Below are 23,772 nucleotides of genomic sequence, written 5' to 3' on the forward strand. Positions count from 1 at the left end.
GCCTCACTTTATTCCGATCATCATGGTTCTGACGCGGCGGGACGCCGCCGGGTAAGGGTGTCGCGTCTATGTCAATGGGCCGGACGGGGGCCGGGCGGTAACCTTGCAACGGTTGTGCCCACCCGAACCGCTAAGACTGGATGAACGACGATGCATCGGTACAGGTCCCACACCTGCGGCGAGCTCCGCGCCTCTGACGTCGGAACCGACGTCCGGCTGAGCGGCTGGCTGCACAATCGGCGCGACCTGGGCGGCATCCTCTTCATCGATCTGCGCGACCACTACGGCATCACGCAGCTCGTCGCCCGGCCCGGCACCAAGGCCGCGGAGGTCCTCGACAAGCTGACGAAGGAGACCGTCGTACGCGTCGACGGCAAGGTCGTCTCCCGCGGCGCGGAGAACGTCAACCCCGAGCTGCCCACCGGCGAGATCGAGGTCGAGGCCGCCGAGGTCGAGGTCCTGGGCGCCGCGAAGCAGATCCCGTTCACCATCAACGCCGACGACGGGGTGAACGAGGAGCGCCGGCTGGAGTACCGCTTCCTCGACCTGCGCCGCGAGCGGATGCACCGCAACATCATGCTGCGCACCGCCGTCATCTCCGCCATCCGGCACAAGATGACCGCGCTCGGCTTCAACGAGATGGCGACCCCGATCCTCGCCGCGACCTCCCCCGAGGGCGCCCGCGACTTCGTCGTGCCGTCCCGTCTCAACCCGGGGAAGTTCTACGCCCTGCCGCAGGCCCCGCAGCAGTTCAAGCAGCTGCTGATGATCTCCGGCTTCGACCGCTACTTCCAGATCGCGCCGTGCTTCCGCGACGAGGACGCCCGCGCCGACCGCTCGCCCGGCGAGTTCTACCAGCTCGACGTCGAGATGAGCTTCGTCGAGCAGGAGGACGTCTTCCAGCCGATCGAGAAGCTGATGACCGAGCTCTTCGAGGAGTTCGGCGGCGGCCGCCACGTCACCTCCCCGTTCCCGCGGATCCCGTTCCGCGAGGCGATGCTGAAGTACGGCTCCGACAAGCCGGACCTGCGTGCCAAGCTGGAGCTCGTCGACATCTCCGACGTCTTCGCGGCCTCCGAGTTCAAGGCGTTCGCCGGCAAGCACGTCCGTGCGCTCGCCGTGCCGGACACCGCCGGCCAGACCCGCAAGTTCTTCGACGGCCTCGGTGACTACGCCGTGGAGCAGGGCGCCAAGGGCCTCGCCTGGGTCCGCGTCGGCGACGACGGCGCGCTGACCGGCCCGATCGCCAAGTTCCTCACCGAGGAGAACGTCAAGGTCCTTAACCAGCGCCTGGAGCTGGAGCCCGGCCACGCGGTGTTCTTCGGCGCGGGCGATTTCGACGAGGTCTCGAAGATCATGGGCGCGGTCCGGGTGGAGGCCGCCAAGCGCGCCGGCCACTTCGAGGACGACGTCTTCCGCTTCTGCTGGATCGTCGACTTCCCGATGTACGAGAAGGACGAGGAGACCGGGAAGATCGACTTCTCGCACAACCCGTTCTCCATGCCGCAGGGCGGCCTCGAGGCCCTGGAGACCCAGGACCCGCTGGACGTCCTCGGCTGGCAGTACGACATCGTCTGCAACGGCGTCGAGCTCTCCTCCGGCGCGATCCGGAACCACGAGCCCGAGATCATGTTCAAGGCTTTCGAGATCGCGGGCTACTCCCGCGAGACCGTCGAGCAGGAGTTCGCCGGCATGCTCCGCGCCTTCGAGTACGGCGCCCCGCCGCACGGCGGCATCGCCCCCGGCGTCGACCGCATCGTGATGCTCCTGGCCGACGAGCCGAACATCCGCGAGACGATCGCCTTCCCGCTCAACGGCAACGCCCAGGACCTGCTGATGGGCGCGCCCAGCGAGCTGGACGAGGCGCGGCTCCGCGAGCTGAACATCCAGCTCCGCAAGCCGGTCGCCAAGTCCGGCGAGTAACCCCGCGCGACCACGTCCGACGACGGCCCGCACGACCCGTTGGGGTGGTGCGGGCCGTCGCCGTGTCCGCACGGCCGCGGCCGTGCGGACACGGCTGCCGCGCCGGCCGGGGACGCGCCGGCCGTGGTGAACACCGGGCTGTGGGTGTCGGCGGAGCCCGTCGGCGCGCTCGGCCATGGGGGCGCCGGTCGATCACGGGTCAGGGCGGGCAGGGACGGACGAAGCGCGGCCCGCTGCGTCCGCTCGGCGGCTGGACACCGCACGAGGCGTGGCAGGTGCGGCCATGAGGTCGATCGGCTGCGCATGGACCACCGCGGAGGTCACGGCGGCCTCGGCGGGCAGCAGGCGCACGGCGTCCGTGGCGGCCGGGAGGCGGAGGGCCCGGAACCATGGGTTCCGGGCCCTCGTGGGCGCCTGGCCGGTCCGCGGGAGCGTGCTACGCCTTCTTCGGCTCCTCCAGGCGCGGGAACAGCACCGCGCCCTTCGTGACCGTCGTCCCCGCCGGGAGCCTGCCCCACTCGCCCGCTTCCTGGACCTTCTGGTCCGCGAGCGCGCCCAGTGCGGCGTCCGCGCCCAGGGAGTCCCACAGCTTCTGGGACGTCTCCGGCATGATCGGATTGAGCAGCACCGCGACCGCGCGCAGGGACTCCGCCGCCGTGTAGAGGATGGTCGCCAGCCGCGCCCGGCCCTCCGGGGATTCGTCCTTGGCGACCTTCCACGGCTCCTGCTCCGTGATGTAGCCGTTGACCTGCTTCACGAACTCGAAGACGCTCAGGATGCCGCCCTGGAAGTCCAGCTCCTCGCCGATCTTCCGGTCCGACTCCGCGACCGCCTTCGCCAGACCGTCCTGGACCGCCTTCTCCGCCTCGCCCGAGGCCGTGGCCGCGGGCAGCGCGCCGTCGAAGTACTTGCCGACCATCGCCGCGACGCGCGAGGCGAGGTTGCCGTAGTCGTTGGCGAGCTCGGACGTGTACCGGGCGGTGAAGTCCTCCCAGGAGAACGAGCCGTCCTGGCCGAACGCGATCGCGCGCAGGAAGTACCAGCGGTACGCGTCCACGCCGAAGTGCGAGGTCAGGTCCTGCGGCTTGATGCCGGTCAGGTTCGACTTCGACATCTTCTCGCCGCCGACCATCAGCCAGCCGTTGGCCGCGACCTTGCCGGGCACCGGCAGGCCCTGCGCCATCAGCATGGCCGGCCAGATGATCGCGTGGAAGCGCAGGATGTCCTTGCCGACCAGGTGCACGTTCGCCGGGAAGGTCTCGTCGAACTTGGCCTGGTTCGCGCCGTAGCCGACCGCCGTCGCGTAGTTGAGCAGCGCGTCGACCCACACGTAGATGACGTGCTTCTCGTCCCACGGGACCGGGACGCCCCAGTCGAAGGTCGAACGCGAGATGGAGAGGTCCTGCAGACCCTGCTTGACGAAGTTCACGACCTCGTTGCGGGCGGACTCGGGCTGGATGAAGCCCGGGTTCGCGGCGTAGAAGTCGAGCAGCTTCGGGCCGTACTCGGAGAGCTTGAAGAAGTAGTTCTCCTCCTTGAGGATCTCCACCGGCTTCTTGTGGATCGGGCACAGCTTGGCGCCGTCCTCGCCCTCGATGAGGTCGCCGGGGAGCTTGTACTCCTCGCAGCCCACGCAGTACGGGCCCTCGTACCCGCCCTTGTAGATCTCACCCTTGTCGTACAGGTCCTGCACGAACTCCTGCACACGGTCCGTGTGCCGCTTCTCCGTGGTGCGGATGAAGTCGTCGTGTCCGATGTTCAGGTGTTCCCAGAGAGGTTTCCAGGACTCCTCGACGAGTTTGTCGCACCACTCCTGGGGAGTGACGCCGTTCGCCTCCGCGGTGCGCATGATCTTCTGACCGTGCTCGTCCGTGCCGGTGAGGTACCACACCTTCTCGCCGCGCTGACGGTGCCAGCGCGTGAGCACGTCGCCTGCGACGGTCGTGTAGGCGTGGCCCAGGTGAGGAGCGTCGTTGACGTAGTAAATGGGGGTCGAGACGTAATACGCCTTCGCCCCCTGCTTCTCGGATCCAGTGGCCGCCATGGTCGAAATCCTAACGGGCCGACGAAGATCGGCTCACCCGCGTGGTCGGGGACCGGGGGTGCGCGGACACACGACGGCGCCCGGGCGCTGATGCACGCCCGGGCGCCGTCGGCTGCGGATCTTTCCTGCCTACGGGCGCCAGCTCCCGAGGACGCCCTCGAACAGCTCCGCGTGCGCGAGCCCGAGCGGCGCGGGGCCGGCGTGGAAGAAGCCGGCGTTGTCCGCCTGGAGCTTGCGGAGGTAGTCGAACGCCTTGGCCTCGTGCTCGCCGAACGCCACGAACTGCCAGAACACCGGCTTGTCGGCCGCCGCCGTGAGGGCGGCGGTGGCGGCGGTCTTGGACTCGGGGGCGCCGTCGGTCTGGAAGATCACGAACGCCGGGGCGTCGGTCTTCTTCTCCGCGTGCAGGGCGAGGACCTGCTCGATCGCGACGTGGTAGTTCGTCCGCCCCATACGGCCGAGGCCGGCGTGCAGCTCGTCGATACGGCCCTCGTGGGAGTCGAGGGTGAGCCGGCCGGTGCCGTCGATCTCGGTCGAGAAGAAGACGACGTCGACGGTCGCTTCGGCGTCGAGGTGCGCGGCGAGGGCGAGCGCCTGCTCGCCGAGACGCTGGGCGCTGCCGTCCTTGAAGTACGGGCGCATGGACCCGGACCGGTCGAGCACGAGGTACACGTGGGCGCGCGCCTCGGTGAGCCGCGCCTTCTCGAGCGCGGCCCCGGCCGCCTCGTACGCCTCCACGAGCCGAGGCGCCTGCGCGACCTGCGCGGGGGTGGCGGCGGTGACGGGTGCGCCGGCCTGGGGTGCGTCCGCCTCGGCGGCGGGCGCGTCCTCTGCGACGGGTGCGTCGGTGCCGGGCTTCTCGTCTGCGAGGGGTGCGGCGGCCCTGGGGGCGTCGTCCGCGTCCGGCGCGTCGTCTGTGACCGGGGCGTCTGTCCGGGGGGTCTCCTCTGTGGCGGCGGGGGCCTCGACCTCGGGGGCGTCCGCCTCCGGGGCCTGCTCCACGACGGGCTCGTCGTCTGCGGCGGGTGCGTCGTCCCCAGTGGGGGCTGCCGCCGCGGGCGCGTCGTCTGCGGACGGTGCGTCGGCGGCGGCGGGGGCCTTGTCCGCCTCCGGCGCGTCGTCGTTCTGCGAGGTCTCCGCTGCGGCGGCGGGTGCGTCCGCCTCGGCCTTGTCGCCCCCGTCCGCCTGAGGCTTGTCCGCCGCGGCGGGCTCGTCGGCGGTGACGGGCTCCTCCGTCTCAGGAGCGTCAGTGACGACCGTGTCCGCCGCGGGTGCCTCTGCCTGCGGCTCCGAGGCGGGTTCGGCCGCGTCGGCGGCGGCGTCGGCCTCCGGCGGGTTCTTGGTGGACGGTGCGTCGTCAGCGGCCACGTCCGATGTGGCGGGGCCGCCCTGGGACGGGACCGAGGGGGTGGTGCGCGGCGCCGGGTCGTCGAAGGCCGCGGAGACCAGGTCCGACACCCGCTCCGACGGCGCCTGCGAGGGCACCGTCGCGTTCGAGCCCTCCGAGCGGATCGCGGCGGAGGACGTGTCCGTGGCCGGTTCCGTGCGCTCGGTCTGGGCCGGAACGGAGGCTGCCGCCGACTCGTTACGCTCAGTACGGTCGCGTCCGAACACCTTGCGCAGCAAGCTCCGAATACTCATGGTCGAGACCTTTCGCATGAGTTGGGTGCGGTGAGTGTCCGCTCCTGCCCGGGCAACACAGGCCAGGGCGGACACGTAAGGTTAGCGGCCGCCCGGCCCGCCCTTGGGGACGGCACCCTCATGTGCCGCACTCGCACCCCAACCGCGCCTCGTCCGTGCCGCATTCATCCGTCGTTCACCCGGCGTCCGCCGTCGTGCACACGTGCCCGCATAACGTCATGGCCGGAAATCATTCCGACACCATGTCGGCGCAGGCTGCGCCGAAGGAGGACGAAGTGCGCAAACTGCTGCCGCTGTTGAACACGACTCCGCACGCGGGCGGACGCTCTGCCCTCACCTGCCGCTACCGCTGTGGCGACGCCTGTTTCCACGAGGTCCCCAACACCAGTGACAACGAGTACGTCGGCGACGTCATAGCGAGTGCCCTGTCGCGCCGCTCGATGATGCGCGCCGCCGCGGTCGTGACCGTGGCCGCCGCGGCCGGCGGCGCGGTCGTCCAGGCCGCGGCCCCGGCCCAGGCCGCCGCCCCCCAGGGCCACTGGCCCGGCCGCAGGCCCGGCAAGGCCGACGGCGCCCGCGGCCTGCGCTTCGCGCCCGTCGCGCCCAACACGGACGACAAGGTCACCGTCCCCGAGGGCTACGCCCAGAGCGTCGTCATCCGCTGGGGCGAGCCGATCCTCCGCGGCGCGCCCGCCTTCGACCCGGACCATCAGTCGGCGAAGGCGCAGGCGGGTCAGTTCGGCTACAACAACGACTTCCTCAGCCTGCTCCCGCTGCGGGGCGAGCGCGGCCGTCAGCTGCTCGTGGCGAACCACGAGTACACGGACGAGGTCCTGATGTTCAAGGGCTACGACTCCGAGAACCCGACCCGCGAGCAGGTCGAGATCGCCTGGGCCGCCCACGGTCTGTCCGTCGTCGTGGTCCAGGAGGAGCACCGCTCCGGCAAGCTCTCGCCCGTGACCCGCCACCCCCTCAACCGCCGCCTCACGGCGACGAGCGAGTTCGAGCTCACCGGCCCCGCCGCGGGCTCCGAGCTGCTGCGCACCAGCGCCGACCCGGCGGGCCGGACCGTGCTCGGCACGCTCAACAACTGCGCCGGCGGCACCACCCCGTGGGGCACGATCCTGTCGGGCGAGGAGAACTTCAACCAGTACTTCGCGAACGGCTCGAGCGCCACGGACAAGCGCTACGGCATCGGCTCGGGCGGCACCGAGCGCAAGTGGGAGCGTTTCGACAAGCGCTTCGACGTGGCGCAGGAGCCGAACGAGATCCACCGCCACGGCTGGGTCGTCGAGCTCGACCCGTACGACCCCGAGTCGACGCCCGCCAAGCGCACCGCGCTGGGCCGGTTCAAGCACGAGGCCGCGCAGCCCCGGCTCACCGACGACGGCCGCCCGGTCGTCTACATGGGCGACGACGAGCGGTTCGACTACTTCTACAAGTTCGTCTCCTCGAAGCGGATGAAGAAGGGCGGCAGCCGCGCCGCCCGCGAGCACAACCTCACGCTGCTCGACGAGGGCACGCTGTACGTCGCCAAGCTCACCGGTGACTCCCCGGGCGAGATCGACGGCACCGGCAAGCTCCCGAACGACGGCGAGTTCGACGGCTCCGGCGTGTGGATCCCGCTCGCGACGGGCGACGTGTCGCACGTGCCCGGCATGACCGCGGAAGAGGTGTACGTCTTCACCCGCCTCGCGGGCGACAAGGTCGGGGCGACGAAGATGGACCGCCCCGAGGACGTCGAGCCGAGCCCCCGCACCGGCCGGGTCTACGTGGCCCTCACGGACAACACCAACCGCGGCAAGGGCGACAACCCGGTCGCGGACGAGGCCAACCCGCGCAACCTCAACAAGCACGGCCAGGTCCTCGAGCTGGCCGAGCACTTCGGCGACCCGACGTCCGACGGTTTCGCCTGGCGCCTGTTCCTGGTCGCCGGCGACCCGAACGACCCGGACACGTACTACGCGGGCTACCCGAAGGACAAGGTCAGCCCCATCTCCTGCCCGGACAACATCGCGTTCGACCCGTACGGCAACCTGTGGATCTCCACGGACGGCAACAAGCTCGGCTCGCACGACGGGCTGTTCGGCGTCGCGACCCACGGCGAGCGCCGCGGTGAGCTCAAGCAGTTCCTGACCGTGCCGACCGGTGCGGAGACCTGCGGCCCGATCATCCAGGACCGCCGTGTCCTGGTGGCCGTGCAGCACCCGGGCGAGGTCGACGGCGCGTCCGCCGAGAAGCCCGCGAGCGCCTGGCCCGACGGACCGGGCAAGATGGTCCGCCCGTCGGTCGTCGCCGTCTACCGCAAGGACGGCCGCGACATCGGCGTGTGATTCACCGGTTCACGAGGTGGCGTCCATCTGCGCGCGCCACCTCGCGAACTGCTCGGCGGCGTCTCCCGTGTACGCCCACGGGAGATGCGCCGCGCGGCGGCCCAGCAGCCGGAACAGCCCGCCGGCCTCCAGCCGCAGTCCCGCGTGACAGGCCGCGTGGACCAGATAGTTGAGCTCGCCGACCTCCTGCGGCGCCAGCGGCCCGTCGGCCCGCCACAGGATCCACCGCTCCCAGGTGCGGCGGATCTCCGTGATGGCCAGCTCGTGCTTCCAGTGCTGGTCGAATCCGCGCACCACCCGGCCCTGCGCCTCGCCGGCGACGTAGCGGTACTCCTCCGCCCGGGCGATCTGCACCAGTACCGGCAGCGGTGAACCGGGCGGCGACGCCCCCGCCGCGTCCCGCGCGAAGTCGTACATCCTGCCGTGGGTGCCGTGCCAGCGTGCCGACTGGTAGCGCAGCAACTGCACATGGCCCTCGACGTTGTACGGGTCGCGCCGGCGCATTTCGTCCCACCAGCCCCGCAGTTCACGCCTGGGCACTCCGCCCTCGTAGAGACGGGCGACCGTCAGCAGCGACACCCACGGCATCGGGTCGGCCGGATGGGCGTCGGCGGCGGTGCGGCAGACCGCGACGGCGGCGTCGAGCCGCGCACGGTCGGTGCCGGCGGCCCGGCCCGCGGCGATCGCCCGCTGGAAGAGGCGCACCACCTCGGTCGCCGCGCCGAGGACCGCCGCCTCCGGGCAGGCCGGCTCCGCCGCCCGCCAGCTCTCTGCCGCGGACGAGCCGGCCGCGGCATGGGCGAGCAGCCGGACCCGGTGGGTGCGCAGCGGCCAGTCGTCGCCGGTCTCCCGCAGCAGGTCGCGCACGCCCTGCCATCTGCCGATGCTGATGTCGTGCAGGGCGTCGGCCAGCGGCCGGTCCCCGAAGGCGGGGTCGAAGTCGGGTACGAAGCGGCGGCGTACGGCCATGTGCGGCACTTCCCTCGGCGGTGCAAGCGTGCGGCTGGCGTGGGGGCGGGCGGTGTACGGGACGGTCCGCGTGCGGCTCCCAGGCGGGCGTCCTGGCGGTCAGTAGTCCGTGGCCAGTGCCTTGTCGGCGTAGTCCCCGCAGTCCGGCCCGCGCCCCCGGGGGTCGTTGCCGGACCGGACGGCACAGGCCGCGTCCAGCCTGGCCGGCCGGTAGTACGCACTGCCGCGACGCCAGTGGACGACCATCGGCACGAGACCGGCGGCGAGACCGCCGAGACCGATCGCGATCGACGCGCCGCCGAGCTCGCCGAGCGACTCGAAGAAGATCCACAGCATGAACAGCGCGCCCGCGAGCGGCCACGCGCCGCCGAGCACGAAATCGCGTACGGAGGTCAGCAGCATCCTGCGGTACGCGACGACGGCCGCGATCCCGGCGAGCCCGTAGTAGAAGGCGATCTGGAGACCCAGGGCGGAGACCGCCGCGGCCACGACGTCACCGGCGGAGCCCAGCGCCGTGGAGGCCACGAACAGGGCGAGGGCGACCGCGCCGACCACCGTGACGGCCACCCACGGCGTCTTCCAGCGGCGGTGGACCAGGCCCAGCGCGGCGGGCATCGTACGGTCGCGGCCCATCGCGAACAGCGAGCGGGTCACCTGGATCAGCGTGGTCTCCAAAGTGGCCACGGTCGACAGCAGCACCGCCAGGACGAGCAGCTTGCCGCCGACGCCGGGCCAGACGGCCGCACCCAGCACGGCCAGCACGTTCGCTCCGGCCGCCTGGATCTCCCCGGACGTCAGGATGATGTTGACGGCGATCGTGAACGCCTCGAACAGCAGGAAGACGACGCCCACGCCGATGAGCGCGCCGAGCCCCGCGGTGCGGCGGCTGTCCCGGGTCTCCTCGCTGAGGTTGCCGGTGACGTCCCAGCCCCAGAAGTAGAAAGTGGCGACCAGCGCCCCGGCGGCGAAGCCGGCCGTCCCCTCGAAGTGGGAGAAGCCGAACCACGACCAGTCGAAGGCGGCGGCGGCTCCCTCGTGCAGCAGGGCGGCCCCGATGAAGAAGACCAGGATCACCATCTCCAGCCCGGTCAGCAGCAGTTGGGCGTGCACGGTCAGCCGGACCCCGCCCAGCACGACGAGGAGCACCGCCAGGAACCAGGCCGCGCCGACGGCCGCCGCGAGGAACCTGTTCTCCGCGAGGACCGGATCGAAGAGCGCCAGCGTCATCGCGCCCACCGGCAGCGACCCCGCCACCATGAAGATCGTCGTCGAGACCACCAGCGCCCAGCCGGAGAGAAAGCCGAGGAACGGGTGCAGGGTCCGCCCGACCCAGGAGTACGCGGCGCCCGCGTTGACGTCGATGCGGCCGAGCCGGCCGAAGGCCAGGACGATGCCGAGCATGGGTATCGCGCAGTACAGCAGCGCGGCGGGGCCCGCGAATCCGACGGTGGCGACGAGCACGGCCGTGGTGGCCGCGATCGAGAAGGCGGGGGCGGTGCCCGCCACGGCCATGACGGCGATGTCGAACGTCCCGAGGACACCCGGCCGAAGCCCTCTGCCGGAGCTGCTGCGCATGGAAGTCTCCGAATGCCCTTGCGCCGTACCGATGCTGACGGCGCCCCAGAAAGGGGTTGGCTGAGTGCGGAGGGAGCGCCTCCGTCATAGGGGATCGTGCGCATCGTAGTCGGACGTGTGCGCTCCGGTGAGAGGGAGGGGGTCGGCCCCACCCGTATGTGGCCGTACGGGCGCTTCGCGGGCGCCGGGTCGTAGAGTCGGGAGCATGGCTGCAGAGGGAGCGTCCGCGTCAGGCGAGGGGACCGTACGGGTCGACGTCTGGATCTGGTCCGTACGGCTCACCAAGACCCGCTCGCAGGCCGCCGCGGCCTGCCGCGCGGGCCATGTCCGTGTCAACGGCGACCGCGTCAAGCCCGCGCAGGCGCTGCGCGTCGGCGACCAACTGCGCATCTTCCACGCGGGGCGTGAGCGCATCGTGGTCGTCTCGCGGATCCTGCGGAAGCGGGTCGGCCCGCCGGTCGCGGCCCAGGCGTACGTGGACAACAGCCCACCGCCCCCGCCCAAGGAGTTCACCGCCCCGGCGGCGGTACGGGACCGGGGAGCCGGGCGCCCGACGAAGCGCGACCGGCGCGAGCTGGAGCGGCTCCACGGCGCGCGGCCGAAGGGCTGACCCGCCCGGTCGCCCTCAGCGGCCCGGCCGGCCTGACCGGCCCGCCCTCAGCGCCCCGGTGAGGGCGACGCGATCGCCCGCGCCGCCCTGACCTCCTGCCGCAGCGGCGCGAGCACGCCCTCGTCGTCGCCCGGCAGGTCCGCCCGCACCTCGACCAGCACCTCGCTCGAGCGCAGTCCGTCCGCCAGTTCGCGCAGCTGCCGCTCGACACCGGCGACCTCGTCCGGGCCGGGCGGCTCGGCCCCGTGGTCGACGCGGACCCGGGCCGCCGTCGTCGCGTCCACGATCCGCTCGACGGCCACGACCAGCGGCCACCAGGCCGCGGCCCGCCTGCCGGTCGGCGGCGGCTCGGTCAGGGCGCGCTGGAACTCGGAGCGCACCGACGACAGGTCCCGGTAGATCCGCCGCCGGGCATGGGCCCGCCGCGCCGGGTCCAGGCCGCCGAACGCGCACGCCACATAGCGCGACGTGTCCTCGACGCACTGCGCGAGCCGGTCCCCGATCCGGGTGTGCCAGCTCTCCGGCCACAGCAGATAGCCGGCCACCAGGGCGATCGCGCAGCCGAGGAGACTGTCGACCAGACGCGGAAGCACCAGATGGAAACCCTCGTGGTTGAGGATGTCGGAGAGCATCAGGATCACCGGGGTGATCGCCGCGGTCTGGAAGGCGTAGCCCTTCACGGAGAACGCCGGGATCAGCGCCGCGAGCAGCATCATCACCGGCACGTCCCACCAGCCGCGCTCGACGGCGGAGAGCACGGCGGCCGCCACCAGCAGGCCCGCCGCCGTGCCGAACGCCCGGAGCACCGCGCGGGAGAACACCGACCCGAAGTCCGGCTTGAGGACGAACGTGACGGTGAGGGCCACCCAGTAGGAGCGCGTCACCGGGACCAGAGAGACGAGTGTCTGCGCCAGCCCGATGCAGAGCGCGAGCCGCAGCCCGTAACGCCACGACGGCTCCGACAGCAGCATGTTGCGTACCGCGCTCCGCGCCCGGACGCCGAGCGGGGCGGGCCGGCCGAGCCGGTCGTCCATGCCCGAGGGGTCCGGGTCGGGGTGGTGGACGACCGCGAAGGCGTGGCGCAGCGCGCTGTTCACGGCGCGGTCGGCGGGGCCCTCGGGGACGGGCAGCACGAGTTCGGGCGCGCTGCCGCGGCGCTGCTCCACCGAAACGGCCAGCTCGCGCACCGCGGCGGCGATCTCGGGGCGGCGGGAGGCCCGACCGTACAGATGGGCGGCGGCGGCCGCCTCGAGCAGCGGGATCAACACGTTGACCTGGGCGAGGAGCTGCACCAGGGGGCTGCGGCGGCCGTGGTCACGGGCACGGCGGGCGAGGATCAGGTCGTACGAGGTGTTGAGCGACCGGGTGACCTCCTGCCGGCGCTCGTCGTAGTCGGTGGTGCCCGCCGCCGCCAGCAGGTCGGCGACGGCGCGATACGTCGCGGCGACCGCCGACTGTTCGGGCACCCGCGCCCGCAGCGGCCAGCCGAGCAGGGTCAGGAAGAGGACGAACAGCCCGCCGAGCGAGAGCAGCAGCGGGGCCTGCCACCAGGGGCCCGGCATCGGGAGGCCCGCTCCTACCACGGCGTTCAGCAGGAGCAGCAGCCCCGACACGGAGGCCACCGCGCCGATCGAGGAGATCATGCCCGACACCAGTGCGACGAGGGTGAGCGCGCCGACCGCGGCCCAGCCTTCCCCGTACACCAGGATGCCGAGCGTGACGCCGACCGCGCCGAAGAACTGCGGCACGGCGATGTTCAGCAGCCGCATCCGGTAGGCGTCGGCGGTGTCGCCGATGACACCGGCCAGGGCGCCCATCGACACGAGCGCGCCGTACTCGGGGCGTCCGGCGGCGAGTCCCACGGCCAGCGGCGCGGCCAGGGCGAGCGCCGCGCGTCCGACGGCGGCTTTGGGGACGGGATCGGGCTGCGGCCGCAGCCCGTGTGTCAGCCACTCCGGCGGGGTCAGGCGTCCTGTGTGTTCCCCGGTGCCGCCGTCACGTCGTCCCATGGCATCAAGAGACCCCGAACGGGCCCGGTGGCGCAAGCCCCGCCCCGGCCCCGCTCAGCTGCGGTAGTTCTCCACCTCGTCCGCGGGCCGTTCCTTCACCGTGCCGGGGTCCTCGCCGAACTCGGCCTTGGCGCGCCGCCGCCGCAGCACGTCCCAGCACTGGTCGAGCTGGATCTCCAGCTCGCGCAGCCGGGCCTGCTCGTCCCGGCCGAGCCCCTGCTGTCCGGTGGAGCGGTCACGCAGGGCCCGCTCCTCCGCGACGAGGTTGCCGATGTTGTCGATGATCTGCTCGTCGACCTTCTCGCTGTTCTGCTCATGATCCATGGCGTCCGCTCCCGGTTCCGGCGTGAACCCGCGCAGGGCCCTCTCGCTCGACTCTCGCGCGCGCGGGCCGTCAGCGCACGTCGTGCAGTTCCAGCTCCACCAGCAGCGACCGGTGATCCGTGTCGGGAAGGTCGAGGAAGCGGACCTCGCGCACCGAGAAGTCCTCGCTGACCAGCACATGGTCGATCTGCGTCCCCAGCGGCCCGGCCGATCCCGCCGGCCAGGTGGGCGTGCGGGCCGCGCCGGCGACGGTGGCGCTGTCGCTCAGCCGCCCGGCCCCGAGGATGCCGCGGAAGGCGGCGTGGTCCTGTCCCGCGTTGAAGTCGCCGGCGACGATGCCCGGACCGTCCTTCGCGCCGGCCGCGTACTCCCGCAGCAGGCCCAGCTCACGACGCCAGTCGTGCACGGCGCCCGGCACCGGCGGGAGGGGATGCGCGAGCTGGAGGGCGATCCGGCGCCCGGCGACGTCGACGACCCCGCCCGGCATGGCCAGCGCACTGTCGACTCCGGGGGCGGGCCGCAGCGGATGCCTGCTCAGGATCGCGGAGCCGGACGACCCGCCGCCCGCGACGGCCTCGCGGTGCGGGTAGTCGGCGCGCGGCAGGTCCGACTCCAGGGCCTCGGCGCACGCGTGGTCGCATTCCTGGACGAACACCAGGTCCGGCCGCTCCCGGCGGACCGTCTCCACCAGCGCGCCCGTCGCCCGCCCGAACTCGACGTTCGACGTCAGTACCGAGAGCCGGGCCACGACCGGGCCCGGCGGCTTCTCGGTCAGCCCGGTGTCGTACGGCCTGACGAACCACCCGATGACCGCGAGCACCGCGACCGCCCAGCCGGCGAGGAGGCGTCGCCGCGTCAGCAGCGTGAGCAGCAGGGCCGCGCCCGCGGGCGCCAGCAGCCACGGCAGGAAGGCCAGCAGTTGCGGTACGGGCGTGACACCGTCCGTGTCCGCGACCCGGCAGGCGGCGACCGCGGTCGGCACGACGAGCAGCAGCCCGGCGAGCCACCCGCCACCGTGCCCGGCGCGTCCCGCCGTCTTCCGGGTCGTCCCGTCCCCACCGGCCTCCACGTCTGCAGTCTCCCCGTCCGTCCGTGCGTCCGCCTGTCTCCCCCGTCCGCGGTGAGACGCGGGTACGGGCCGGTCAGTTGCGCGCCCGTCCGTGCGGCGGCCCGCCCAGGACTTGCCCGCGGCGGCGTGCTGGTGTGCCCTGAAGAGGGGGTGCGGGGGGACAGAAAGGAGCCCTTGCCATGGCCGCACACGCAGCGATGCCGCACCGGCGGCGCAGGACGCACGAATCCCGGCAGCACAGCCCGTTCGCCTGGGCGCTGCCCGTCACCCTGGGCCTGACCTTCGGCATCTGGGCCGCCGTCATCAGACGGACCGAGGAGGGCGGCGTCGCGACCGGCGGCCAGTGGGTCCTCGGCGTGATCACCGCGGTGGTCTTCACGGCCCTGGCCTTCGGGCTGGGCCGAATCCAGCACAGGCTGCCGCGTGAACCGCGCGCGCTTGCGTACGGGGCGCTGACCGCCGTGACCATCGGCTTCCTGATCAGTCTGGCCGGCGGGAGCGTCCTGAGAGCCGCGGGGATCGGCGTCGGGGTGGGCGCGGGCGTGGGAGCCGCCGTCTTCTACTTCTTCTACACACGGGAGTGACGCGGCGCCGTCCCGACCGATGACTTCCGGCAGCGGATCGCGTCTGTACTGCACGCGTCTGTATCGCACGGACGGAGCGAAGGAACCGAGGGACGGACGAACGGACGATGAGTACAGGCACAGATCTGGCGATCGAGACCAGCGGGCTGGTGAAGGTCTTCGGTGACAACCGTGCCGTGGACGGCGTCGACCTCCTGGTGCCGGCCGGGACGGTCTACGGCGTCCTCGGCCCGAACGGGGCCGGCAAGACGACCACGGTCCGGATGCTCGCCACCCTGCTGCGGCCCGACGCGGGCGAGGCCCGCGTCTTCGGCAAGGACGTGCAGAAGGACGCCGACGCGGTCCGCAGCAGGGTCAGCCTCACCGGGCAGTACGCCTCGGTCGACGAGGACCTGACCGGCACGGAGAACCTGGTCCTGCTCGGCCGGCTGCTCGGCCACGGCAAGCCGGCGGCCCGCGAGCGGGCGGCCCAGCTGCTGGAGGCGTTCGGGCTGCGCGACGCCTCGGACAAGCAGGTGAAGAACTACTCGGGAGGCATGCGGCGCCGCATCGACATCGCCGCGTCCATCCTCAACACCCCGGACCTGCTGTTCCTCGACGAGCCGACCACCGGCCTCGACCCGCGCAGCCGCAACCAGGTCTGGGACATCGTCCGCGCCGTCGTCTCCCAGGGGACGACCGTGCTGCTGACGACGCAGTATCTCGACGAGGCCGACCGGCTCGCCTCCCGTATCGCGGTGATCGACCACGGAAGGGTGATCGCGGAGGGCACGAAGGGCGAGCTGAAGGCGTCCGTCGGCTCCGGGGCCGTGCATCTGCGGCTGCGGGACGCCGAGCAGCGGCCGGAGGCGGAGCGGGTGCTGGCCGCCGCGCTGGGCGCGGAAGTGCTGCTGGACGCCGACCCGGTCGCCCTCACGGCCCGCGTCAACGGACAGGGCACCGAGCGCGGCTCGGCCGAGCAGGCGGCCCACGCGCTGGCCGAACTGGCCCGCTGTGGCATCACCGTCGACAACTTCGCGCTGGGCCAGCCCAGCCTGGACGAGGTCTTCCTCGCCCTGACCGACAAGAAGGGGGAGGCGGCATGACGACCGCGACCACCGCCAAGGATCCCGGCGACCTCGCGCTCGAAGCGCCGAGGACGGAGGACCTCGCCTCGCTGCTGGTGGCGACGGAACGGCCGGCGCGGCCCACGGCGTGGTCGGCGTCGCTGACGTTCGGCTGGCGCGCCATGCTCAAGATCAAGCATGTGCCGGAGCAGCTCTTCGACGTGACGGCGTTCCCGATCATGATGGTGCTGATGTACACGTACCTCTTCGGGGGCGCGATCGCCGGCTCCGTCGACGCGTACGTGCAGTTCCTGCTGCCGGGCATCCTCACCATGAGCGTCGTGATGATCACGATGTACACGGGGGTGGCCGTCAACAACGACATCACCAAGGGCGTCTTCGACCGCTTCCGCACGCTGCCGATCTGGCGGCCCGCGCCGATGGTCGGCTACCTCCTCGGTGACGTCGTCCGCTATCTGATCGCCTCGGTCGTGATGCTCGCGGTCGGCCTCCTCATCGGCTACCGCCCCGGCGGCGGACCGGTCGGCATCGCGCTCGGCGTCGTGCTGCTGCTGGTCTTCTCGTTCGCGTTCTCCTGGATCTGGACGATGTTCGGTCTGCTGCTGCGCACCGAGAAGTCCGTCATGGGCGTCAGCATGATGGTCATCTTCCCGATGACCTTCCTCAGCAACGTCTTCGTCGACCCGAGCACCATGCCGGGCTGGCTCCAGGCATTCGTCAACAACCAGCCCGTCACCCATGTCTCCACGGCCGTCCGCGAACTGATGGCGGGCGACTGGCCGGCGGCCGACATCGCCTGGTCCCTGGGCTGGTCGGCACTGCTCGTGATTGTCTTCGGCTCGGTCACGATGCGCCTCTACAACCGCAAGTGACCCCGCGCCGGCCGGCCGGGGGCGCCCGCGCTTGACCTTCCCCCCGAGGGAACGCCCAGCATCGAGCGTGCCGGGCGAGGCGCCCGGCCGACGAGAAATCAGGAGCCGGGAGCCATGGACCTGCTGACCATCGGGGCGTTCGCCCGTGTCTCCCGGCTGTCCGCGAAGGCGCTGCGCCGCTACGACGAACTGGGCCTGCTGCGCCCCGCCCACACCGACCCTTCACCGGCTGCCGCTACTACGACCGGGCACAGGGCGAACGTGCCCGGCTGGTGGCATGGCTGCGGCGGATCGGTATGCCGCTGGCCCGTATCCGGGCGGTCTGCGACCTCGCGGAAACGGACGCGTCGGCGGCCGCCCGGCAGGTCCGGGCGTACTGGGCCGGGGTCGAGGCGGAGACCGCCGCGCGCAGGGACCTGTCGGAGGACGGCCGCGAGGGGATCGCCCGGCCGGATCTGCGGCTGCACGAGGCGAAGCCGGGCGACCGGTATCTGCTCTGTTCCGACGGGTTGTTCGCGGCCGTGCCGCACGGGGACATCAGGCGGGCCGTCGAGTCCGCCGGTGACCCGGACGACGCGGTCACCGGCCTGATCGCGCTCGCCCACGGGGCCGGGGCCCCGGACAACGTCGCCTGCGTGGTCGCGGACGTGGTGGAGGAGGCCGTCCCCGCCTGACCGGGCGAGGCCCGGGGGCCCGGCCGTCAGGTGGCGGCGCCGCGGACCACGACGACCGGGCACGGGGCGTGCTGGGTGAGGTGGAGGCCGACCGAGCCGAGCAGGGTGGCCTTGAAGCCGCTGTAGCCGCGGTCGCCCACGACCAGCAGGGACGCGCCGTCGGAGCGGTCCATCAGGGCCTGGGCCGGGTTGCCGATCAGGACCGTGCGGGTGACGGCGGCGGCCTCGTCGCCGAGCGTCTGCTCCAGGGTCTCGTCGAGGACCTGGCCCGCGAGCGCCTGCGGGTCGAAGTCGGCCGGGATGGCGGCGACCATAGTGGCCCAGCCGGCCGCCGGGTACTCCCAGCTGATGACCGCCTCCAGGGCGTCCCCGGTCAGCCCGGCCTGCCGGGCCGCCCAGCGAAGGGCCCTGATCGACGGCTCGGAGCCGTCCACGCCGACGACGATCCTGCCCGCGGCTGCCTTGTCCGCCATTCCCGCCACCTCCGTAGCTGTAGCTCCTTGCCAGCCTACGTAAAACTACGCAAACAGGTCCCCGGTGGCCGTGTCGCGGCGGGGCCCGGCGATGGCCGGCCCGGTCACCAGGGCCGCGAGCTCGCCGCCCGCGCGGGCGATGCGGTCGGGCAGGGTGGCCGTCATCGAGGCGCCCGTGCCTCCCCAGTCCTCCGACGCCGCGTACACGGCGGTCGGGGCGGCGAGGGCCCGCAGAGGGGGAGTGGCGCTCAGCCCCGGCCTGCGGCGGCCGGGAAGAGCTGCCGGAAGGCGTCCGCCGACTCGGAGCCGGAGCGGCCGAACGGCGCGTCGAAGTCCCACACCAGGAAGAGGAGGAAGGCGATCAGCGCGCTGAAGAGCCCCGCGAGCAGCAGCTCACGGAACGTACGGCCGATCTGCATCGTGAAGATCAGCCCGATCGTCACCACGGCCCCGCTGATCAGCCCGAACCACACGATGCCCGGCAGCGTCTCCTCGGCGCCCGCCGCGCGGGCGTTGCGCGCGTCCTCCGCGGCGGCCACCTGGTCGAGCATCGGCTGGTAGGCCTGCGCCTCCAGCTCGTTCTTCGGCTCCCGCTCCGCGACGTCGGAGCGCACCGCCGCCAGCAGCTCGGTCCCGCGCGACGACAGCTCCTGCTGCTCGACCATCCGCGGCCATTCCGCATCGACCACCTCGGAGACGTACGTGTCGATGTCCGTACGGAGCCGGTCACGGAAGTCGGCCGGATAGACCTGGGCCCGCTGGGTGACCTCGTGCAGCGCCTGCGCCTCCGTGCGCACGGCGTCCTGCGCCGCGCCGCGCGCCTCCCAGACGCCGGCGATCGCGAGCCCGAGCACGATCGCGTACACGACGCCGACCATCATCACCATGTACTCGAGGACGTCCGGGGTCTGCGGCGCCTCGCGGTCGTCGAGGGCGGCCGCCGCCGTGGGACGGGCCGCGCGCTGGCTGAGGACCGTGACGATGAGGACGACGGCGCAGGCGGCGGCCATCACGACGGCCAGGACGAGCCATTCGGACATGAGGGTCTCCGGTGGTGTGGGGAGTCGGTGGGGCCGTGCGAGTCGTGTTCAGGCGCGGCCGCGACGCGCGACGGACTGCGAGCGGGGGCGCAGCAGGGCCGCGGCGAGGACGGCCGGAATCGTGGTGACCAGCATCAGCACGGTGAGCGGCGTGCCGGCGCGCTCGGGCGCGCGGGTCGCGGGCCGGTACGTGCGGATGGCGACGGCCTCGACGCGCTCCGGCGGCGGGGCGGCGGCGGGCGGCGCGGGGGCGGGCTGCTCCGGGGGTGCCGGCTCAGGCGGTGCCGGGGGTGGAGCCGGGGGGCCGGCCTGTGCGGCGGGCGGAGGCGGTGGCGGTGGCGTGGGGGAGGGTGACGGAGGTGGCTGAGGCGTGGGCGGCGGTGTCGTGGGCGCCGGGGGCGACGGCGCGGGTGGCGGCTTCGGTGCGGGGGGCGTGGGCGGCACGGGAGTCGGGGGCGGCGGCGGTGGCGTCGGTGTGGGGCAGGGTGGCGGGGGCGGGCAGTGTCCGGCGCCGATGACCACGCAGACGGAGATTCCGATCCCGGCCGGCCCCGGCACCACGGCCGACACGGACACGGACACGGACGACGCCGACACGGACACCGACGAAGCGGACACGGACACGGACGACGCCGACACGGATGCCGATGACGACGGGGTGGAAGCCGATGACGACGGGGTGGGCGCCGACGGGCTCCGGCCGGGCTCGGGTTCCGGTCCGGGCGCGGTGACCGATACGTCCGCCCGGCCGCCCGGTCCGTCGTCACCCCCCGGCGACAGGGCCACGACTCCGGCCCCCTGCGCTCCGAGAACCGCCGCGACACCCAGTGCGCTCACGTGCTGCCATCCCGCCACGGCGCCACGGTAAAGGTCCGGAAGCTGCTCGTATGACCAGGATCACCCGTATGGCCGATCAGTACGTATGTCCTATCGGTGATGATCTGTGGCGCGAATCATTATGCACTTTGTTGCACAAGCCTCCGCCGGACCGCTAGAACTTCAGTCGACACCCCTGTGCGAGGAGGCACCGATGACGACGAGTACGAGCACCACCACGGCCGGGCCGGCGCCGTACCCGCATCTGCTGAGCCCGATCGACCTCGGGTTCACCACGCTGCCCAACCGTGTCCTGATGGGCTCCATGCACGTCGGCCTCGAGGAGGCGGAACGCGGCTTCGAGCGGATGGCCGCCTTCTACGCGGAGCGCGCCCGCGGCGGCGTCGGCCTCATCGTCACCGGCGGCATCGCCCCCAACGACCGCGGCCGCCCCTACGAGGGCGGGGCCAAGCTCACCACCGAGGAAGAGGCCGCCCGGCACCGGGTCGTCACCGACGCCGTGCACGCCGAGGGCGGCAGGATCGCCATGCAGATCCTCCACTTCGGCCGGTACGCGTACCACCAGGACCTCGTCGCCCCCAGCGCCATCCAGGCCCCGATCAGCCCGTTCGTCCCGCACGCCCTGACCGAGGACGAGATCGAGGAGACGATCGCCGACTTCGTCCGCGCGGCCGTCCTCGCCCGGTCGGCAGGCTACGACGGCGTCGAGATCATGGGCTCCGAGGGCTACTTCATCAACGAGTTCATCGCGAGCGCCACCAACCACCGCACCGACCGCTGGGGCGGCTCGTACGAGAACCGCACCCGGCTGCCCCTGGAGATCGTCCGCCGCACGCGGGAGGCGGTCGGCGAGGACTTCATCCTCATCTACCGGCTCTCCATGCTGGACCTGGTGCCCGGCGGCTCTTCCCTCGAAGAGGTCGTCGCGCTCGCCAAGGGGATCGAGGCGGCCGGCGCCACCATCATCAACACCGGTATCGGCTGGCACGAGGCCCGTATCCCCACCATCGCGACGTCCGTGCCGCGCGGCGCGTACACCTGGGTGACCAAGAAGCTGATGGGCTCCGTCTCGGTGCCGCTGGTGACCAGCAACCGGATCAACACCCCCGAGGTCGCCGAGCAGGTGCTTGCCGACGGCCGTGCCGACATGGTCTCGATGGCCCGCCCGTTCCTCGCCGACCCCGAGTTCGTGGCCAAGGCGCGGGCCGGTCGCGCCGACGCCATCAACACCTGCATCGGCTGCAACCAGGCATGCCTGGACCACACGTTCAACCTCAAGATCACGTCCTGCCTGGTCAACCCGCGCGCCTGCCACGAGACCGAGCTCGTCCTCGCGCCGACCCGGCTGAAGAAGCGCGTCGCGGTCGTCGGCGCCGGACCGGCCGGGCTCGCCTGCGCGGTCTCCGCCGCCGGCCGCGGCCACGACGTCACCCTCTTCGATGCCGCCGACGAGATCGGCGGCCAGCTCAACATCGCCAAGCGCGTCCCGGGCAAGGAGGAGTTCGACGAGACGCTGCGCTACTACCGCACGCAGCTGAAGGAGCACGGCGTCCGGGTCCGCCTCGGCGTCCGCGTCACCGCCGCCGACCTGCCGGCCGCCGACTTCGACGAGGTCGTCGTCGCCACCGGCGTCACGCCGCGGACCCCCGACATCGACGGGGTCGACCACCCGAGCGTCGTCACCTACCTCGACGTCCTGCGCGACGGCGCGCCCGTCGGCGAGCGAAGCGAGATGGGGGTCCCCCCGGCCGAAGGCTGGGGGAGGGTCGCCGTCATCGGCGCCGGCGGCATCGGCTTCGACGTCGCCGAGTACCTCACCGACGGCGGCGAGGGCGCGAGCCTGGACCCGCAGACGTACTTCCGCCAGTGGGGCGTCGACATGGACTACGCGGCCCCCGGCGGCCTGACGAAGCCGGAGCGCCCGGCCCCGCCGCGCGTCGTGCACCTCCTCCAGCGCAAGACCACCAAGGTCGGCGCCGGTCTCGGCAAGACGACGGGCTGGATCCACCGCACGGAGCTCAAGCACCGCGGCGTGACGATGACGGCCGGCGTCACGTACGACCGCATCGACGACGAGGGCCTGCACCTCACCGTCGACGGCACGGCGTCCGTCCTGCCCGTCGACACGGTGGTCCTCTGCACCGGCCAGGAGCCGCAGCGCTCGCTGTACGAGGAGCTGACGGGGGCGGGCCGCACCGTCCACCTCATCGGCGGCGCGGACGTGGCGGCGGAGCTGGACGCGAAGCGCGCGATCGACCAGGGGACGCGGCTGGCAGCCACGCTGTAGCCCGGGCGGGGGTGGGTGCGCCTGCGGCGGGCTTGTCCCCTGCCCGCCCCTTCCCGCTGTACCGGATGTGCGGCTCCGCCGCTTGGCGGGCAAGCCCCGGGCCCCGTACGGCCTTCGGCCGTGCCCTCAATCGCCGGGCGGGCTCAATTTCGCTCAGTGAAATCAGCCTCGCCGACGGGGCAACTCAAGCCTCGCCGGCGTTCGAGGCGCGGGGTTCGGGGCGGAGCCCCCCACGAGACCGGCAGTTCCGGCCCCGCCGGCGCTTGAGGCGCGGGTCCGGGCAGAGCCCGGTTCGGGAAGGGGCGGGGTGGGGAACACGCCCCGCGCAGCGGACCGCCGCGCCCTCCCGCCGTTCCACGTCACGCCATCCCCCGGCCACACGTCACGCCATCCCCCGGCCACACGTCACGCCATCCCCCGGCCACACGAGTGGCATACCATGCGCACGACATTCATAAGGTTTTCGTAAGAGGATGTACGCGTCATGACCCTGCGCCCCCCGTCCCGTCCCCCGCGCGGCATAGCCGCCGCCGTCGTCCTGCTCGCGGTCGGCGCGGTGGGGTGCTCGGAAGTCGTCGACAGCGCGAAGGACGGTGCGAAGAAGGTCGCCCGCCAGCGGTCGGTGTTCTCGCTCGCCATCGGTGACTGCTACAACCCGAACGGCAAGGAGGCCGAGGGCGAGACGTTCGCCATCGAGGTCGTGCCCTGCGGTGAGCCCCACCAGGCCCAGGTCGTCGGTGAGTTCGAGCTCGACGAGGCCAAGACGTTCCCCGGCAACGACGCGATCTGGGCGATCGCCGACGAGCGGTGCCCGGCCGAGGCGCAGAAGTTCGCCCCGGACACCTGGGCGCTCCCGAAGGGCGTCGACATCCTCTACTACACCCCGACCGCAGAGAGCTGGTCGACCGGCGACCGCGCCGTGAGCTGCACGTACACCAAGGAGAAGGGCACGTTCAGCGGCTCCCTCAAGGCGGCCGGCGGCATGAAGGCCGGCCAGGCCGAGTACCTCAAGGGCGCCAACGGCGTGTACGACGCCCTGTGGACGAACCAGCCCGAGGCTGAGTCCGTCGAGGACGACCTCCCCGGCTACAAGGCACAGGCCAAGGCCGTCGCCGCCGCCCTCGACACGCACGTCAAGGGCCTCGAGGGCATCGACGGCGCGGAGACGGGCAAGCTCCGCTCCCAGCTCGCCAAGACCGCCGCCGAGTGGAACAAGGCAGCGAAGGCCGCCGACGCCGACGCGTTCTACCTGGCCTACGACCCGGCCTTCACCGGCCTCGACCCGAACAAGACGGTCGCCGCCCGCAAGGAACTGGGCCTGGCCACCGCCGTCCCGGCCGACGAGGCCGAGGTCTGGGCGAGCTGACGCAGGAGGAACCCGTGGGGGCGCCGCCCCCCACGGGCGTCCCGACGCGCCGCCGTCCCTCCCCCGCACGGGTCC

The 23,772-nt window shown here is 72.4% G+C and carries 18 protein-coding genes and 1 pseudogene; 9 read left to right on the forward strand and 10 right to left on the reverse strand.

Annotated features, from left to right (window positions below):
- The first annotated feature begins 150 nt into the window (after positions 1–150).
- Entirely contained in the window at positions 151–1,923 is a 1,773-nt protein-coding gene (gene aspS, locus ACFYOP_RS16845) for an aspartate--tRNA ligase (RefSeq protein ID WP_356898079.1), read from the forward strand.
- A 436-nt stretch (positions 1,924–2,359) separates the two neighbouring features.
- On the opposite strand, the gene metG is transcribed toward aspS, so the two are convergent.
- Both metG and ACFYOP_RS16855 read right to left on the reverse strand, forming a co-directional pair.
- Entirely contained in the window at positions 2,360–3,967 is a 1,608-nt protein-coding gene (gene metG, locus ACFYOP_RS16850; RefSeq protein WP_356898426.1) for a methionine--tRNA ligase, read from the reverse strand.
- A gap of 129 nt (positions 3,968–4,096) precedes the next feature.
- The gene (locus tag ACFYOP_RS16855) at positions 4,097–5,608 is read right to left on the reverse strand and encodes a VWA domain-containing protein (protein ID WP_356898427.1); all 1,512 of its coding nucleotides are present in this window, start codon (positions 5,606–5,608) and stop codon (positions 4,097–4,099) included.
- A gap of 275 nt (positions 5,609–5,883) precedes the next feature.
- Between ACFYOP_RS16855 and ACFYOP_RS16860 the strand changes: the two genes are divergently transcribed.
- The gene (locus ACFYOP_RS16860) at positions 5,884–7,941 is read left to right on the forward strand and encodes a PhoX family protein (RefSeq protein WP_356898498.1); all 2,058 of its coding nucleotides are present in this window, start codon (positions 5,884–5,886) and stop codon (positions 7,939–7,941) included.
- Positions 7,942–7,950: 9 nt separating this feature from the next.
- On the opposite strand, the gene ACFYOP_RS16865 is transcribed toward ACFYOP_RS16860, so the two are convergent.
- Together ACFYOP_RS16865 and ACFYOP_RS16870 are read right to left on the reverse strand one after the other, a co-directional pair.
- Entirely contained in the window at positions 7,951–8,910 is a 960-nt protein-coding gene (locus ACFYOP_RS16865) for a hypothetical protein (protein ID WP_356898428.1), read from the reverse strand.
- Positions 8,911–9,009: 99 nt separating this feature from the next.
- Positions 9,010–10,485, reverse strand: a complete 1,476-nt coding sequence (locus ACFYOP_RS16870; protein WP_356898429.1) for an APC family permease — start codon at positions 10,483–10,485, stop codon at positions 9,010–9,012.
- Between the two features lie 205 nt (positions 10,486–10,690).
- Between ACFYOP_RS16870 and ACFYOP_RS16875 the strand changes: the two genes are divergently transcribed.
- Entirely contained in the window at positions 10,691–11,095 is a 405-nt protein-coding gene (locus ACFYOP_RS16875; RefSeq protein WP_356898430.1) for an RNA-binding S4 domain-containing protein, read from the forward strand.
- A 47-nt stretch (positions 11,096–11,142) separates the two neighbouring features.
- Here the strand turns inward: ACFYOP_RS16875 and ACFYOP_RS16880 are convergent, their stop codons facing one another.
- The 3 genes from ACFYOP_RS16880 to ACFYOP_RS16890 form a co-directional block, all read right to left on the reverse strand.
- On the reverse strand, positions 11,143–13,104 hold the full coding sequence (locus tag ACFYOP_RS16880) for an FUSC family protein (RefSeq protein WP_356898431.1): 1,962 nt from the start codon (positions 13,102–13,104) through the stop codon (positions 11,143–11,145).
- A 54-nt stretch (positions 13,105–13,158) separates the two neighbouring features.
- Positions 13,159–13,428: a DUF2630 family protein gene (locus ACFYOP_RS16885; RefSeq protein ID WP_356898432.1), complete on the reverse strand. Its 270-nt coding sequence runs from the start codon at positions 13,426–13,428 to the stop codon at positions 13,159–13,161.
- A 70-nt stretch (positions 13,429–13,498) separates the two neighbouring features.
- Positions 13,499–14,497: an endonuclease/exonuclease/phosphatase family protein gene (locus ACFYOP_RS16890; RefSeq protein ID WP_388451819.1), complete on the reverse strand. Its 999-nt coding sequence runs from the start codon at positions 14,495–14,497 to the stop codon at positions 13,499–13,501.
- A gap of 179 nt (positions 14,498–14,676) precedes the next feature.
- Here ACFYOP_RS16890 and ACFYOP_RS16895 point away from each other — a divergent pair, with 179 nt between their 5' ends.
- The 4 genes and pseudogenes from ACFYOP_RS16895 to ACFYOP_RS16910 all read left to right on the forward strand — a co-directional run bounded on the left by ACFYOP_RS16895 (position 14,677) and on the right by ACFYOP_RS16910 (position 17,694).
- Complete coding sequence (locus tag ACFYOP_RS16895; protein WP_356898433.1) at positions 14,677–15,081, forward strand: hypothetical protein; 405 nt, start codon at positions 14,677–14,679, stop codon at positions 15,079–15,081.
- 107 nt (positions 15,082–15,188) lie between these two features.
- On the forward strand, positions 15,189–16,166 hold the full coding sequence (locus tag ACFYOP_RS16900; protein WP_356898434.1) for an ATP-binding cassette domain-containing protein: 978 nt from the start codon (positions 15,189–15,191) through the stop codon (positions 16,164–16,166).
- Positions 16,163–17,020 (forward strand): ABC transporter permease, encoded by an 858-nt coding sequence (locus ACFYOP_RS16905; RefSeq protein WP_356898435.1) that lies wholly within the window; start codon positions 16,163–16,165, stop codon positions 17,018–17,020. Before ACFYOP_RS16900 ends, ACFYOP_RS16905 begins: the two co-directional genes overlap by 4 nt.
- Positions 17,021–17,134: 114 nt before the next feature.
- Positions 17,135–17,694 (forward strand): annotated as a pseudogene (locus tag ACFYOP_RS16910) (MerR family transcriptional regulator).
- Positions 17,695–17,720: 26 nt separating this feature from the next.
- On the opposite strand, the gene ACFYOP_RS16915 reads toward ACFYOP_RS16910, so the two are convergent.
- The 3 genes from ACFYOP_RS16915 to ACFYOP_RS16925 are packed head-to-tail and all read right to left on the reverse strand — an operon-like array spanning position 17,721 to position 19,207.
- The gene (locus tag ACFYOP_RS16915) at positions 17,721–18,167 is read right to left on the reverse strand and encodes a universal stress protein (protein WP_356898436.1); all 447 of its coding nucleotides are present in this window, start codon (positions 18,165–18,167) and stop codon (positions 17,721–17,723) included.
- Between the two features lie 45 nt (positions 18,168–18,212).
- Complete coding sequence (locus ACFYOP_RS16920) at positions 18,213–18,374, reverse strand: hypothetical protein (protein WP_388451824.1); 162 nt, start codon at positions 18,372–18,374, stop codon at positions 18,213–18,215.
- Between the two features lie 41 nt (positions 18,375–18,415).
- Positions 18,416–19,207, reverse strand: a complete 792-nt coding sequence (locus ACFYOP_RS16925) for a DUF4239 domain-containing protein (RefSeq protein ID WP_356898437.1) — start codon at positions 19,205–19,207, stop codon at positions 18,416–18,418.
- A 1,030-nt stretch (positions 19,208–20,237) separates the two neighbouring features.
- Here ACFYOP_RS16925 and ACFYOP_RS16930 point away from each other — a divergent pair.
- A complete protein-coding gene (locus ACFYOP_RS16930; RefSeq protein ID WP_356898438.1) occupies positions 20,238–22,331 on the forward strand; it encodes an NADPH-dependent 2,4-dienoyl-CoA reductase in 2,094 nt (697 codons plus the stop codon).
- A 484-nt stretch (positions 22,332–22,815) separates the two neighbouring features.
- Complete coding sequence (locus tag ACFYOP_RS16935; RefSeq protein ID WP_356898439.1) at positions 22,816–23,697, forward strand: septum formation family protein; 882 nt, start codon at positions 22,816–22,818, stop codon at positions 23,695–23,697.
- Positions 23,698–23,772: the final 75 nt, after the last annotated feature.

It is taken from the genome of Streptomyces sp. NPDC006294 (assembly GCF_042870895.1).
GTDB lineage: Bacteria > Actinomycetota > Actinomycetes > Streptomycetales > Streptomycetaceae > Streptomyces.